This window comes from Micromonospora sp. WMMD956 (assembly GCF_029626125.1).
In the GTDB taxonomy this organism is placed as follows: Bacteria; Actinomycetota; Actinomycetes; order Mycobacteriales; family Micromonosporaceae; genus Micromonospora; species Micromonospora carbonacea.
Genome location: NZ_JARUBI010000005.1, coordinates 5908236 through 5922609 on the forward strand (window position 1 = coordinate 5908236; position 14374 = coordinate 5922609).

Consider the following 14374-nt stretch of genomic DNA (forward strand, 5'->3'; position numbering starts at 1 on the left):
GCAATCTGCGGGATGTGTCGGAACGCCCGGCGGTGTTCCTTTCTGGCTATGCACTTTCGGTCATCGGACGTGGTACATCGTGCCTGTCACGCCGCCCGATCGGGTGAATACCGGCTGGTGTCGATAACGCCGTGAGGGCCGGGGATGGCGACGAGGAACAGTGGCCTGGATCGAGGTGACCAGGGTTGGTGCCTTTGCCAGCCGCAGCGCGCGCTCGCTGGCCGGGTCGCGGCATGATTGGGGACGCCGGCGAGCGGCCGGTGTGTCGGAGACGTCAGTCGCCGGAGGGCTCGGCTGAGTGACACCGAAGGGGCAGTCGCGGATCGCGCAGGCTAGGAACGGTGGGGCTCCACCCCGCGGCTTTGCTGGCGGCCACCCGCGTCGGCCTGCCCGCCCCGGCTGCGGACCAGGATGGAACTGCCGCACGACCTCTGCGGGAGTGCTGCCCGGTGGGGCCCTCGGCCTGGGCAGCCGGTGAGCCGTGACGGTTGATGCTGTGCAGCGGCAACCTGCGGAGCTGAGTCATCTACGTCATCACCCGCCACCCCTGCCGCCCCACGCCCGTCCCACTCCAACCCGGCTCGGTGCAGTACGGCTGGCGTGGCCTAGCGATCAAGAGCTTTGCGTCATCATCGAGATCAACTTTGACGCTTTTCTCTTGATCGCCGGGCCGAGTCGCCGGCTGGATCGGCTCGGGGGCTGGCTCGGTCGCCCACGCCGGGAGCGCGGCGGGCATGGTGATGTCGTATCCGACTCAGCTTCCTATTGGCCGGGAGGAGTCACCCCGCCAGGCGGTGCCGGTGGGGAGGCGGCACCTGGTACTGGAGCGGTCGAGATCGGTGACCTACTGCCAACGGGACTACGTGATCAACCGATAGTCGGGAAGGTCGCGTCCGCGTTCTTCGGCCGGTGCGTCGAGGGAGCGTGCGGCGATCCCCTCCGGGATGGGCACCCTGGAAAGGTGGATGCCCTCCAGGCAGGTGTCACACCAGAACGAGGCGTAACCGTATCCAGATCCGGGTGGCCCGGTGAAGACGAGGCGAAGCGTCCGGTGGGCGCAGTTCGGGCATTGCAGGTGCGATGTTGCTGGCAGGGTGCGGTAGACGATGTCGTACGCGTCCAGCCATTCATCGAAGGTTGCCATCAACGTGCTCCTTCTGGCCTGACCGAGTGGCTGTTCCACCACTGTTCCTCATGGGCGTAGGCTCGATCCTCGAAGGCGTCGGCCTCACCGCGCGTGGTGGGGTAGGGGCGCCCCTCCCGGAGCTCCGACACGTGGAACCTTTCGTGTTCGAGAGTGCGTGCCAGGTCTTCCTCGCTCCGGAACGCCTCGCGGCAAAGCGTGACCGATTGGTCAGGTTTGGTCACCCCGCACACGCCTGAGATCCGGTTGTTGATGCTGAACGGGATGCCGGATACATCGATTCCGTACTTGGCGGCGATGTCCTGTACCGACTCCATGCTCATGGGCATCCGGGGGCCGCTGCCCTTGCCTCGCACCCTACTGAGTTCATCAGGATCAGGGGCGGCCCGCCTCAGCCGTCCCAGGGCCTGCTTGAGCTTCTCGATCAACTCGCCGAGCCGCTGGATCTGCGGCATCAGCCGCCGCAAACTGGCCAGCAGCCCGTGGAGCAGCCGGGCGATCCGCGCCGCCCACGACGCCACCGTGGTGGTGACCTGCTCCACGACCACCGGTGTGGCGAGGCCGGCGGTGGCGACGAGTTCTCCGGCGTACACGATGAGGCGGGAGACGCAGGTGGCGATGGCGTCGCGGACCAGGAGCCGGACGGCGGCGACGAGGCCGGCCGCGCCTTCGGTGATGGCGGCCAGGGTGTCGGCGGCCTGGGCGAGGCCGCCGATCGCCTGGTGCTGCCCGGTGGCCCAGGCGCGGTAGGCGGGGCCGGCGTCGCCGCCCCAGCCGGCGACCTCGGTGCGTGCGGCGTGGGCCAGCTCGGCGGCGTCGTCGCGCAGCGAGGCGGCGACGTTGCGCCAGGTCTGCGCGTGCGCGGTGATCTGCGCGGGGTCGCCGGCGAGCCAGTCCAGCGCCTCGCTGAGGGGTTTGACGTGCTCGATGAGCCAGGCGATGCCGTATTGCAGCAGGGCGCCGACGGGGTCGGAGACGAAGGCGAGGGCGTCGAGGCCGGCGCTGACCACGCCGAGGCCGCCGTCGATCCAGCTGCCGTCGCGTACGCCCTGCGCGATGAGCTCGATGTCCTCGCAGATCCAGATGCCGGCCCAGGCGCTGGGGGTGGCGTCCTGCGGGGCGGCGACGAGCGGGCTGCCGGTCACCGCGCGTCTCGTACGCGGTGGAACCGTTGCTCGGCTCGGGCGTCGGCGGCCCGGTAGCCCTCGGCGGCGGAGCGCAGCCGTCCGGCGGTGTCGCGCGCCGACCGGGCCGCCGCGTCGACGCCGCCGACCAGGGTCTGCTGGAGGCCGTCGAGCAGCACCGGCATGAGCGCGCACAGCTGGCCGTACGCGTCGGCGTCCAGCCGGACGTGCTGGCCGGCCCGCCGGGCGGTGTCGAGGCTGTCGGCGCACCGTTCCAGGTGGGCGGCGTGCGTGGTCAGGTCGCCGGGGTCGACCCGGATGCCGTCACCGGCGGCCATCGGGCGGGCCCTGGCCGGGGGCGAGCCGTCGCCGGTAGCCGTCGATGATCGCCCGCCCGGCGGGGTCGTCGTCGCCGAGGGTCTGCGTGGTCGCCTCGGTGAGCTGCCGCAGCAGGTCGGCGTGCGCGGCCCGGGTGGTGGCGACGATCTGCCGGGCGGTGTGTGCCGCCGGGTGCTGCCGGGTCTGCTCGTCGAGCCGCAGGTCGACCAGCAGGCCCGTGGCGTCGACGGTGACCTCGACCGCGCGGTCGGGGCTGCGGGCGCTGCCGGTCAGGGCCCTCGTCCGCGCCGACAGCGCCTGCGCGCGGGCGGCCCGGTCGGCGAGCGACGACTCCCACTCGTCGAGCCGGCGGGTCGCCGCGTCCAGCGCGGCCTCGTCCGCCCACATGCCGACCCTCCCCAGGGGACACACCGGTGACCGTCCCGCACACCGCAGCAACCCGTCACGCACCGCCGCCGGCCGGTCACGCGGCCGGCTCAGCCGCCCGGCGGGGGCGCGGTGCTGTCGCGTACCACGAGGCGGGTGGAGACCAGGGTCGTACCGGTCTCCGGCACGCCGGTGCGGACCTGGCGCAGCACCGCCTCGACGCAGCGGCGGCCGACCTCGGCGAAGTCCTGGTGGACGGTGGTCAGGGGCGGGATGAACGCCCCCGCGTCGGCGATGTCGTCGAAGCCCACGACGCTGACGGCGCGGGGCACCGGCCGGCCCCGGTCGTGCAGCGCGCGCAGCACGCCGAGGGCCATCTGGTCGTTGGCGACGAAGACCGCCGTGCAGTCTGCCTCGTCGGCCAGGTCGAGGCCGGCGCGGTAGCCGGACTCCGCCGACCAGTCGCCGCGGCGCACCGGCGGCACCGGGCGGCCGTGCTCCTGCAGCGTCGTACGCCAGGCCAGCGCGCGCCGCTGCGCGGCGAACGACTCGCGGGGCCCCGCCACGTGCCACACGGTGCGGTGCCCGAGGTCGAGCAGGTGGTGCACGGCCTGGCGGGCCCCGTCGGCCTGGTCGGTGTCGACGACCCGGTAGCGGTTGCCGGCGTCGGAGTCGACGACGACGACGTGCACGCCCGGGGGGACGGCGACGGTCGCCGCGTCCAGCAGGTGCACCTCCATGATGACGATGACCGCGTCGACGGCGAGTTCGCCGAGCCGGGTGAAGGCCCCGAGCAGGCGGTCCTGGGTGGGGACCCCGACGGGGATGAGGGTGATCACGTAGCCGGCGTCGGCGGCGTGGGTGGCGATCGCCTCCAGGGTGCGGCTGTTGCCGGTGCTCGACAGGGTGAACAGGATGACGCCGATGGTGCGGAACTCGCCGTACTTGAGCGCGCGGGCGGCGCTGTTGGGGCGGTAGCCGAGCTGCCGCATGGCGGCGAGGACCTGCTCGCGCGTGCTGTCGACGACGCCGGGGTGGCCGGTCGAGACGCGGGAGACGGTCTGCGCGGAGACGCCCGCGAGCCGCGCCACGTCGGCCATCGAGACGCCGCGCCGTCGGCCGGCGCGGGGTCGGCCCGCGCCGGCCGGCTCCCGGGTCGCCCCGTCGGGCCCGGACGGACTCATCCCGCCTCGCTCCTCCCGCCCCGCCTCGCCTCGCGGCCCGAGCCACCTCCGCCGCGTCTGGTCGGGGCGCAGCCCAGTATGCCGGGCGCGCTTGACGGGCCACGGGCCGACTGGGAGCATCGCAACCCTCGATGTTTGCGTAAACATCGAGGTAGCGCGCCCGCCGCAGGAACGCGGCGCGGTCCACCGGCTCACCACCACCCGTCGGAGGAGACCGTCCACATGAGCAGACACCCGTCCCGCCGGGGGCTGGCCGCCACGATCACGGCGGCCGTCGTCGCCCTCGGCGTCGCCGCCGCGCCCGGCGGCGCGCCCGCCTCCGCCGCGCCCGGCGGCGCGCCCGCCTCCGCCGCGCCGGGAGCCGGAGCCGCCGCCGGCGCGTCCGCCGCCGGGGCCGCCCCCGCGCCGGCCGCCGGGGCCGCGCCCCCGGTGGTCACCGTCCGCCCCGACCCGTCCTACCAGGGACAGGAGTTCCAGGGCTGGGGCACCAGCCTCGTCTGGTTCGCCAACGCCACCGGCGGCTACCCGGAGGAGATCCGGCAGCGCCTGGCCGACCTCGTCTTCGGCGAGCAGGGCCTCAACCTCAACATCGCCCGCTACAACATCGGCGGCGGCAACGCCCCCGACGTGCCCGACTACCTGCGCCCCGGCGGCGCGGTGCCCGGCTGGTGGCGGGCCCCCGAGGGCACCACCCGGGCCGACAGCGACTGGTGGGACCCGGACAACCCGCAGCACTGGAACCCGGACGCCGACCGCGCGCAGCGCTGGTGGGTCGACCGGATCAAGGGCGACGTCACCCGGTGGGAGACCTTCAGCAACTCGCCGCCGTGGTTCCAGACCGTCAGCGGGTACGTCTCCGGCGGCTTCGACCCCGCCGCCGACCAGATCCGCGCCGACCGGGTCGAGGACTTCGCCACCTACCTCGTGCGGGTCACCCAGCGCCTCGAGGCCGCGCACGGCATCACCGTCGACACGATCGACCCGCTCAACGAGCCGAACACCACCTACTGGGGCACCCGGCTGGGCGCCGACGGCAACCCGGTCGGCGGCCGGCAGGAGGGCGCCCACGCCGGCCCGGCCCTCCAGCAGCAGGTCCTCCGGGCGGTCGCCGCCGAGCTGCGCGCCGCCGGCAGCGGGACCCGCGTGTCCGCCATGGACGAGACCAACCCCGGCACGTTCGCCACGAACTGGAACGCCTACCCCGACGACGTACGCGGCCTGGTCGACCAGCTCAACGTGCACACCTACGGCACGGGCCAGCGCACCACCGCCCGCGACATCGCCAAGGGCGAGGACAAGCCGCTGTGGATGAGCGAGGTGGAGGGCTCCTGGGGCGACGGGCACAGCCTCACCAGCATGGCCCCCGGCCTCGGGATGGCCCGGCACATGGTCGACGACCTGCGCGAGCTGGAACCGTCGGCGTGGGTGTTCTGGCAGCCCGTCGAGGACTACGACAACATGAAGCCCGGCGGCGAGTTCCCGCAGGGCGCCAACTGGGGCAGCATCCAGCTCCCGCTCGACTGCACCGCCGCCGACACCCTGCGGACCTGCCCGATCCACACGAACACCAAGTTCGACACCGTCCGCAACTTCACCCACCACATCCGCCCCGGCGACCGGCTCGTCGCCGTGAACGACACCTCCAGCGTCGCCGCCGTGGCCCCCGGCGGGCGGGCCACCGTCGTGCACGTCAACGACGGCACCGCCGCCCGTACCGTCGCGCTCGACCTGTCGGCGTTCGGCGTCGTCGCCGCGAACGCGACGGTGACCCCCGTCGTCACCAGCGCGGACGGGGCGCTGCGGCGCGGCGCCCCCGTCGCCGTGCGCGACCGCGCCGCCCGGGTGGAGGTGCCCGCCCAGTCGGTGACGACGTTCCTGGTCACCGGCGTCTCCGGGGTCGCCCCCGGCGCGGCGCTGGTGCGCGACGGACACGTCTACCGCCTCACCGGCGTGCAGAGCGGCCGCTCCCTCGCCCCGGCCGGCGGCACCGGCTCCGGCGCGGTCATCCGCACCACCGACCCGGCGAGCGCGGACCAGCTGTGGCGGCTCCCCCGGCTCGCCGGGGGCACCAGCAACCGGGCCCGGTACGCCGTCGCCACCGCCGACGGCGCCCGCCAGCTCGCCGTCGTCGACCAGGCCGTCACCCTCGTCCCCGCCGTCGCCGCGCCGGGCCCGCGGGCACAGTGGATCCTGTCCACCACGGGCGACGGCACGTACACCCTCGTCAACGTCGGCTCGCGCCGCCTGCTGGAGGTCGGCGGCCAGGCCACCGGCGACGGCGCGGCGGTCACCTCCTGGCCGGCCAACTCGGGGGCCAACCAGCGCTGGCGGGTGACCGACGAGACGGTCCTGCGGATCGAGCCCACCGACGCGTTCACGGTCCCCGGGGTCGCCCCGGCGCTGCCGGATACCGTCGTCCCGGTCCACCGCGACGGGGCGCGGGGGACCCTGCCGGTCACCTGGCGGCTGCCCGCCGCGTCGAGGTGGCAGCGGCCCGGCACCGTGCGGGTGACCGGCCGCGCCACCGACGCCCTCGGGCGGGCCCACGTCGCCCGGGCGACGGTCGTGGTCGACACCCTCGTGGCGACGCGGCCCACCCGGGCGAAGGCCGCCGTCGGCGGCGAGCCGGAGCTGCCGGCCACGGTCACCGCGGTGGCCCGGCGGGGCGCGACGGTGCAGCGCCCGGTGCGCTGGCAGCCGCCGCCGGCCGGCGCGTTCGACGCCCCCGGCGTCGTCACCCTCACCGGGCAGGCCGACGCCGGCGACGGGCGCGCCCTCGCGGCGAGCGTGCGGGTGCAGGTGACCCCGCCGGTGCCGGAGCGGGCCACCCCGGCCGGAGTCACCGCCACCTTCACCGAGCCCGGCTACTCGCCGGACGGCCTGGCCAACGGCGTGCTGACGGACAAGGCGTGGTCGAACTGGCGGTCGGGGCCGAAGAACCCCTCCGACACCCTCACGGTCACCCTGCCGGAGCGCCGGACGCTCACCCGGGTCGTCGTCCACTTCTACCGCGACGGCTCCGACAGCTATCCGCAGCGCCTGCGCGCCCAGGTCCGCGACCCGCAGGGCGGCTGGGTCGACGCCGGCGCGCCGGTGGACGTCCCGACGGGCACGGCGGGCGCCCCCGTCGTCGAGGTGCCGGTGCCCGCCGCCACGGACGCGGTGCGGGTCGTGCTCACGGCGTACCCGGACCGGCACATCACGGCCAGCGAGATCGAGGTCTTCGCCGCCGCGCCCGGGACGTCGTCGGACGCCTCCGCCGCCGGCATCTCCCTCGACGGGGTGCCGCTGGCCGGCTTCGACCCGGAGAAGCTGTCCTACACGGTGGCCCGCCGGGGCAAGCTGCCGTGCGTCACCGCGGTGGCCGCCGACCCGTACGCCACCGTCGTCGTGGGCCAGCCGAAGGTCGGCAGCCGCACGGCGACCGTGAAGGTGACCAGCGAGGACGGCTCGCAGTCGCGCACCTACACGATCCGCCTGCGGCGCTGACGCCGGCCGCCCGCGTCGGCCGTCGGCGGGTCGACGGGGCCGCGGCAGGACGGTCGACGGGGCGGCGGCCGGCGGTTGCCCTGCTCGTCAGGCGCCGGCGGGGGAGCGGGCGCCGGGCACCCGCCCGTCGTCCGCCCCCTGCGGGGCCAGGCGCAGGATCGTCCGCCCGCCGTCGCGGGGGCCGTATTTCTGGTCGAACAGCCGGGCCACCCGCGCCACCGGGGTGCGGTCGCCGTCGGCCGGCTCCACCAGCGCGTACTCGCGGGGGGCCGCCGTGCGGGCGCGCTCGGGAAGCTGCGCCCGGACGGTGAGCGGGCCGGCCATGCGCAGCGCCCGGCAGTCGACGTAGTGCTGGCCGTCGACCGTCACGAAGTCCGCCGGCAGCTCCACGACGTCGGAGTCCTCGTGGCGCAGCGTGATCGTCGTCGACCAGTACCGCTCCAGGTCCAGGGTGGCCTGCGGCTGCCCCCACAGCTCCTCGAACCGGGCGTGCACGAACCCGCCCCACGGGCTGTCCATGTCGACCTCCAGCTGCGGGACGTTGAACGACAGCTTGCCGATCGGGAAGAACGAGATCAGCGCCCGCGCGTCCCACTGGTAGAGCTGGATCGACGGCGACGCGTCGTAGACCCGGACCTGGAGGCGGTCGCGCAGCGCGGGCTCCAGCGACCGCCGGAAGGCGGCCAGGTGCCGCAGGTTGGCCCGGATCTGCCGGGGGACGTCGATCCGCTGCCGCTCCAGCTCCTCGCCGCGCTGCTGGGCGGCCGTGCAGTCGGGGTCGAGCAGCAGCAGTTGCACCTTCGCGCCCTTGGCCAGCGCCGCCCGCACCGCCGCGAGGGTCTCGTCACGGTTGCGGTGCTCCAGCAGGATCGTCCAGGTGTCGAGGATGCGCACCAGCCGGGCGCTGCGCTCCAGCCGGGCCACGAACGCCGCCCGGTCGAAGCTCAGGTGCTCCTGCACCCGGGCCCGGCGGGCCTCCTCGAAGAGCGGGTCGAAGACCACGTAGGAGATCGCGGCGAGCACCACGCTCGCGCCGAGGTTGAGCAGCAGGTCGCTGAGGAAGCCGGTGCTGCGCCACGCGGCCAGCAGCATGACGACGGCGGCCCCGAGCAGCGCCCCGCCGACGAGGAAGGACCGCCGCTGCCGCCCGGCCCGGCCGGGCCGCCCGCCGCTCGTCCGCCGCATCCCCACCTCCCGATCCCTGCCTTCCCGGTCGCTGCCCTCCGGGTCGGGTCGCCCGCGCCCGCCCGGGGTCGATCGGCCGGAGAACGAGAGGATACGTGCCCGCTTTGCCGCCCGCTGTCCCGTTCGTGACCGTGGCGGCGGCGGGCCGGCGGCCGAGGGGACCGGCCGCGGTGACCCGCGCCGCATCGCCGGGACGGCCGTTGCCACCGTCCGGGCGATCCTCTACGGTCTGGTCAGCGGTTGGCGGTGCGGTCCGTTCCCAGCCCCCACACCGCTGCGCGGCCGTAGGATCGGGCCGGGGCCGGTGGGGTCCCGGGGCGAACCGCCGACGGCCGGCGGCGGTCACGTGTGACCCCCTCTCGTCCGGCGCCCGTCGACGCGCGCCGCGACGGCGGGAGCGTGCACGCCGGACCGCCCGGAGGTTTCCGTGTTCCTCAGCCCCCACGAGCAGGATCGCCTGCTCGTGCACGTCGCGGCGGACGTCGCCCGCCGCCGCCGCGAACGCGGCCTGCGCCTCAACTATCCCGAAGCCGTCGCCATCGTCACCGCCTTCCTGCTGGAGGGCGCGCGCGACGGCCGGTCGGTCGTGGACCTGATGTCGGCCGGTCGCGGCGTGCTCACCCGCGACGACGTCCTCGACGGGGTCCCCGAGCTGCTGAAGGAGGTGCAGGTGGAGGCGACGTTCCCGGACGGCACCAAGTTGGTGACGGTGCACCACCCGATCCCGTGATCCCCGGGGAGGTGCTGCCCGGCGACGGCCCGGTGGAGATCAACGCCGGCCTGCCGGTGACCACCCTGCTGGTGGTCAACACCGCCGACCGGCCGGTGCAGGTCGGCTCCCACTACCACTTCGCCGAGGCCAATCCCGGCCTGCGCTTCGACCGCGCCGCCGCGTACGGCCAGCGGCTCGCGGTGCCCGCCGGGACGTCCGTGCGGTTCGAGCCGGGGGTCAGCCGCCAGGTGGAGCTGGTGCCGCTGGGCGGGGCGCGCATCGTCGCCGGCCTGCGCGGCGAGGTCGCCGGCCCGCTCGGCGCGGGCCCGGGCGTCGTCGACCAGTCGGACGGGGGGTCGGACCGGTGAGCGAACTCGACCGGCGGCGCTACCTCGACCTGTACGGGCCCACCACGGGCGACCGGATCCGGCTCGCCGACACCGACCTGCTCATCGAGGTGGAGGCCGACCACTGCGTCGGCGGCGACGAGATGGTCTTCGGCGGCGGCAAGGTGATCCGGGAGTCGATGGGCCAGTCCCGGGCCACCCGCGCCGAGGGCGCCCTCGACACGGTGATCACCGGCGCGGTGGTGCTCGACCACTGGGGCGTGGTCAAGGCCGACGTGGGGTTGCGCGACGGCCGCATCGTCGCGCTCGGCCGGGCCGGCAACCCGGACACGATGCCGGGCGTCCACCCGGACCTGGTGATCGGCCCGGCGACGGAGGTGATCGCCGGCAACGGGCGCATCCTCACCGCCGGGGCCGTCGACACCCACGTGCACTTCATCTGCCCGCAGCTCGTGCACGAGGCGCTGGCCAGCGGCGTCACCACCCTCGTGGGCGGGGGCACCGGCCCGGCCGAGGGCACCCGCGCCACCACGGTCACCCCGAACGCCTGGCACCTGGCCCGGATGCACGAGGCGCTCGACGCGTTCCCGGTGAACGTGCTGCTGCTCGGCAAGGGCAACACCGTCTCCGAGGAGGCGATGTGGGAGCAGTTGCGGGCCGGCGCGGGCGGCTTCAAGCTGCACGAGGACTGGGGGACCACCCCTGCGGCCATCGACGCCTGCCTGCGGGTGGCCGACGCCTCCGGCGTGCAGGTCTCCATCCACACCGACACCCTCAACGAGGCCGGGTTCGTCGCCGACACGCTGCGCGCGATCGCCGGCCGGGCGATCCACTCGTACCACACGGAGGGGGCGGGCGGCGGCCACGCGCCGGACATCATCACCGTCGCCAGCGAGCCGAACGTGCTGCCGTCGTCGACGAACCCGACCCGCCCGTACACCCGCAACACCCTCGCCGAGCACCTCGACATGCTGATGGTCTGCCACCACCTCAACCCGGCGGTGCCGGAGGACCTGGCGTTCGCCGAGAGCCGCATCCGCCCGTCGACGATGGCCGCCGAGGACCTGCTGCACGACCTCGGCGCGATCTCCATCATCGGCTCCGACTCGCAGGCGATGGGGCGCATCGGCGAGGTGATCACCCGCACCTGGCAGAGCGCCCACGTGATGAAGCGGCGGGTGGGCGCGCTGCCCGGCGACGGGCGCGCCGACAACCACCGGGCCCGCCGCTACGTGGCGAAGTACACCGTCTGCGCGGCGATGGCCAACGGCCTGGAACGCGAGGTCGGGTCCGTGGAGCCGGGCAAGCTCGCCGACCTGGTGCTGTGGGACCCGGCGTTCTTCGGCGTGCGCCCGCACCTGGTGCTCAAGGGCGGCATGATCGCGTACGCGCAGATGGGCGACGCGAACGCGTCGATCCCGACGCCGCAGCCGGTGCTGCCCCGGCCGATGTTCGGCGCGCACGGCGTCGTGCCGGGGGCGACCAGCGTCGCGTTCGTGGCCCCGGCGGCGCTGGAGGCCGGGCTGCGCCTCGACGTGCGCCGGCCGCTGGTCCCCGTCGCCGACGTGCGGTCGCGGGGCAAGGCCGACCTGCCCGAGAACGGGGCCATGCCGCGCATCGAGGTCGACCCGGACACCTTCACCGTCCGCATCGACGGCGAGGTGGTCGAGCCGGACCCGGTGGCGGAGCTGCCGATGGCCCAGCTCTACCACCTGTTCTGACGACGATGACGAGCATGCTGCTGTTGCTCGCCGACGGGCGGTTCCCGGCCGGCGCGCACGCCCATTCCGCCGGGCTGGAGGCCGCCGTCGCCGCGGGGCTGGTCACCGACCTGGCGTCGCTGCGTGGCTTCCTGGTCGGCCGGCTGGCCACCGGCGGGCTGGTCGCCGCCGCGTTCGCGGTGGCGGCGCACCGGGCGGCGGCGGCCGGTGACCCCGCCCCCGCGCTGGCCCGGCTCGACGCCGAGCTGGACGCCCGCACGGCCGCACCGGCGCTGCGCGCGGTCTCCCGCCGGCAGGGCCGGGCCCTGCTGCGCGCCGGGCGGTCGCTGTGGCCGGGCGGGCCGTTCGCCGCCCTGCCCGCCGACCCGACCGGGCCGCACCAGCCGCTGGTGCTCGGGCTGGTCGGGGCGGCCGCCGGCCTCGACCCGGCCGAGCTGGCGACCGCCGCCGCGTACGGGTCGGTGACCGGCCCGGCGAGCGCGGCGGTGCGGCTGCTCGGCCTCGACCCGTACCGCGTGCACGGGTTGCTCGCCGCCCTGACGGCCGACGTCGACGCCACGGCGGCGCGGGCGGTGGCCGCCGCCGGCGGGCCGCCGGAGTGGCTGCCGGACGGCGCGGCCCCCCTCACCGACATCCATGCCGAAGTCCACACCACCTGGGAGGTGCGTCTCTTTGCGTCCTGAATCCGTTCCCCTGACCTCGTCGCACGACGAGGACGTCCCCCACACCCACCCCGAGCCCGGGGTCGACCCGCACGCCCCGCTGCCGCCGGCGGCCCGGCCGCTGCGCATCGGCATCGGCGGGCCGGTCGGCTCGGGCAAGACCGCCCTGGTCGCCGCGCTGTGCCGGGCGTTCGCCACCGAGCTGCGCCTCGGCGTGGTCACCAACGACATCTACACCACCGAGGACGCGGACTTCCTGCGCCGGGCCGGGGTGCTCGACCCGGCCCGGATCCGGGCGGTGGAGACGGGCTGCTGCCCGCACACGGCGATCCGCGACGACATCGGCGCGAACCTCGACGCGATCGACGAGCTGTGCGACGCGGTCGGCCCGCTGGACCTGGTGCTGGTGGAGAGCGGCGGCGACAACCTGACGGCCACGTTCAGCCGGGGCCTGATCGACCGGCAGATCTTCGTGGTCGATGTGGCCGGCGGCGACAAGGTGCCGCGCAAGGGCGGGCCCGGGGTCACCGCCGCCGACCTCCTGGTGATCAACAAGACGGACCTCGCGCCGATGGTCGGCGCGGACCTCGACGTGATGGACCGCGACGCGCGGGCCCGGCGCGGCGACCTGCCGACGGTCTTCCTGTCCATCGTCGGCGACCCGGAGGCGACCCGGGTGGCCGGGTGGATCCGGCACGAGCTGGCCCACCACCGGGCCGCCGTGGCCGTCGCCTGATGCGCGCGCGGGCCCGGGTGGTGGCGCGGGCCGACGGCCGCGGCGGCACGCGCCTCACGGAGCTGCGCGGCGAGTCGCCGTTGCTGCTGCGCTCCACCGCCGCCGAGGGCGGGGTCGCCACGGTGTACGTGGTGGGCGGCGCGGCGGGCCCGCTCGGCGGCGACGACCTGCTGTTGGAGGTGGAGGTGGGCCCCGGGGCGGCGCTGCGCGTCGGCAGCGTCGCCGCCTCGGTGGCGCTGCCCGGCCGCCCCGGCGCGGCGGCGTCCCGGATGCGGGTGCACGCGGTGGTGCACGCCGGGGCCGCCCTGCACTGGCTGCCGGAGCAGCTCGTCGCGGCGGCCGGCTGCGACCACGTCGCCGAGGCGCGGGTCGAGCTGGCCGCCGGGGCCCGGCTGACCTGGCGCGACGAGCTGATCTGCGGCCGGTACGGCGAGTCGCCGGGCGATGCCGTCGTGCGGACGTCGGTCGACCACGGCGGCCGGCCGCTGCTGCGCCAGTCGACGGCGGTGGGCCCGTCCGCGCCCGGCTGGTCGGGGGCCGCCGTGCTCGGCGGGGCCCCGGCGACGGGCTCGCTGCTGCTGGTGGGCCCCGACGTCCCGCCGGGCCCCGCCGCGCAGCCGGGTCTCGGGGCGGGGCCCGGCGTCGGGGTGCCGGCGGGCGGCCTGCCCGTCCCCCGGGCGCGGCCGGCGGGCGACGACGGCGGCGCGGTGGCCTGGCTGCCGCTGGCCGGCGGCCCGGCGGCGCTGCTCACCGCGACCGCCGCCGACGCGCACACCCTGCGCGAGCGGCTCACCCCGGCCTGAGCGCACCGGCGCGGTGTGTCCGGCCCGGGGCGGCGACTCCGGGCGTCAGCGGGCCGCGACGCGGGCGCGGGCCCCGGCCGCCGCGCCGACCGGGCGGCCGGCGCCCAGCCGGTCGGCCAGCGCGGCGAGTGCCCCGGCCAGGTCGGCGTCGTCGCCGGTGACCAGGTCGGCCAGGTCCGCCCGGACCAGGGCGTCGACGCGTTCCTGCTCGCGGCGGCCCCGGGCGGTCAGGTACGCGCGGATGCGCCGCCGGTCCTGCGGGTCGATCCGCCGGTAGACCAGGTTCTGGTCGACGAGCTGGTCGACCAGCTTGGTCAGTGTCCCCGGCGGCAGGGACTCCTCGGCGGCGACCTCGCTCATCGGGTGCCCCTGCCCGTCGGCGAGCAGGCACAGCACCCGCCAGGCCTCGACGGTGAGGCCCTCGGCGGCCAGGACACCGCCGACCCGCCGCGCGAGCAGCCGCTCGGCACGGGTCAGCACACGCAGCAGATCGACGGGCGTCGCGGGCACCTCGGGCATGACCCTCCCCCGTTCGGTGGGGCTGCCATCGTACCGAAAAGGT

14 protein-coding genes are annotated in these 14374 nt (G+C 75.7%); 7 read left to right on the forward strand and 7 right to left on the reverse strand.

Annotated features, from left to right (window positions below; genetic code table 11):
* Positions 1 to 859 precede the first annotated feature (859 nt).
* The 5 genes from O7628_RS25865 to O7628_RS25885 all read right to left on the reverse strand — a co-directional run bounded on the left by O7628_RS25865 (position 860) and on the right by O7628_RS25885 (position 4157).
* Entirely contained in the window at positions 860 to 1144 is a 285-nt protein-coding gene (locus O7628_RS25865) for a hypothetical protein (RefSeq protein ID WP_278134467.1), read from the reverse strand.
* Positions 1144 to 2289, reverse strand: coding sequence for a WXG100 family type VII secretion target (locus tag O7628_RS25870; RefSeq protein WP_278134469.1), 1146 nt, complete (start codon positions 2287 to 2289; stop codon positions 1144 to 1146). Before O7628_RS25870 ends, O7628_RS25865 begins: the two co-directional genes overlap by 1 nt.
* Positions 2286 to 2606: a type VII secretion target gene (locus O7628_RS25875; protein WP_278134471.1), complete on the reverse strand. Its 321-nt coding sequence runs from the start codon at positions 2604 to 2606 to the stop codon at positions 2286 to 2288. The genes O7628_RS25870 and O7628_RS25875 overlap by 4 nt, the downstream gene beginning before the upstream one ends.
* A complete protein-coding gene (locus tag O7628_RS25880; RefSeq protein ID WP_278134474.1) occupies positions 2593 to 2994 on the reverse strand; it encodes a YbaB/EbfC family nucleoid-associated protein in 402 nt (133 codons plus the stop codon). The genes O7628_RS25875 and O7628_RS25880 overlap by 14 nt, the downstream gene beginning before the upstream one ends.
* Positions 2995 to 3083: 89 nt before the next feature.
* Entirely contained in the window at positions 3084 to 4157 is a 1074-nt protein-coding gene (locus O7628_RS25885; RefSeq protein ID WP_278134476.1) for a LacI family DNA-binding transcriptional regulator, read from the reverse strand.
* Positions 4158 to 4379: 222 nt separating this feature from the next.
* On the opposite strand from O7628_RS25885, the gene O7628_RS25890 reads away from it, so the two are divergent.
* A complete protein-coding gene (locus O7628_RS25890) occupies positions 4380 to 7646 on the forward strand; it encodes an Ig-like domain-containing protein (RefSeq protein ID WP_278134478.1) in 3267 nt (1088 codons plus the stop codon).
* An 87-nt stretch (positions 7647 to 7733) separates the two neighbouring features.
* On the opposite strand, the gene O7628_RS25895 is transcribed toward O7628_RS25890, so the two are convergent.
* A complete protein-coding gene (locus O7628_RS25895) occupies positions 7734 to 8831 on the reverse strand; it encodes a DUF5919 domain-containing protein (RefSeq protein ID WP_278134480.1) in 1098 nt (365 codons plus the stop codon).
* Positions 8832 to 9258: 427 nt separating this feature from the next.
* Between O7628_RS25895 and O7628_RS25900 the strand changes: the two genes are divergently transcribed.
* Genes O7628_RS25900 through O7628_RS25925 form a run of 6 tightly spaced genes read left to right on the forward strand, consistent with a single transcriptional unit; the run spans position 9259 to position 13812 of the window.
* On the forward strand, positions 9259 to 9561 hold the full coding sequence (locus O7628_RS25900; protein WP_074477867.1) for an urease subunit gamma: 303 nt from the start codon (positions 9259 to 9261) through the stop codon (positions 9559 to 9561).
* The gene (locus O7628_RS25905) at positions 9558 to 9911 is read left to right on the forward strand and encodes an urease subunit beta (protein ID WP_347405218.1); all 354 of its coding nucleotides are present in this window, start codon (positions 9558 to 9560) and stop codon (positions 9909 to 9911) included. Before O7628_RS25900 ends, O7628_RS25905 begins: the two co-directional genes overlap by 4 nt.
* Positions 9908 to 11611 carry an urease subunit alpha gene (locus O7628_RS25910; RefSeq protein ID WP_278134483.1) on the forward strand — a complete coding sequence of 568 codons (1704 nt, stop codon included), beginning with the start codon at positions 9908 to 9910 and terminating at the stop codon, positions 11609 to 11611. Before O7628_RS25905 ends, O7628_RS25910 begins: the two co-directional genes overlap by 4 nt.
* A gap of 14 nt (positions 11612 to 11625) precedes the next feature.
* Entirely contained in the window at positions 11626 to 12294 is a 669-nt protein-coding gene (locus O7628_RS25915; protein ID WP_278134484.1) for an urease accessory UreF family protein, read from the forward strand.
* Complete coding sequence (gene ureG / locus O7628_RS25920) at positions 12284 to 13009, forward strand: urease accessory protein UreG (RefSeq protein ID WP_278134487.1); 726 nt, start codon at positions 12284 to 12286, stop codon at positions 13007 to 13009. Before O7628_RS25915 ends, ureG begins: the two co-directional genes overlap by 11 nt.
* Positions 13009 to 13812, forward strand: coding sequence for an urease accessory protein UreD (locus O7628_RS25925; protein WP_278134488.1), 804 nt, complete (start codon positions 13009 to 13011; stop codon positions 13810 to 13812). The genes ureG and O7628_RS25925 overlap by 1 nt, the downstream gene beginning before the upstream one ends.
* 45 nt (positions 13813 to 13857) lie before the next feature.
* Here O7628_RS25925 and O7628_RS25930 read toward each other — a convergent pair whose 3' ends face one another.
* Complete coding sequence (locus tag O7628_RS25930) at positions 13858 to 14331, reverse strand: MarR family transcriptional regulator (protein ID WP_278134489.1); 474 nt, start codon at positions 14329 to 14331, stop codon at positions 13858 to 13860.
* Positions 14332 to 14374: the final 43 nt, after the last annotated feature.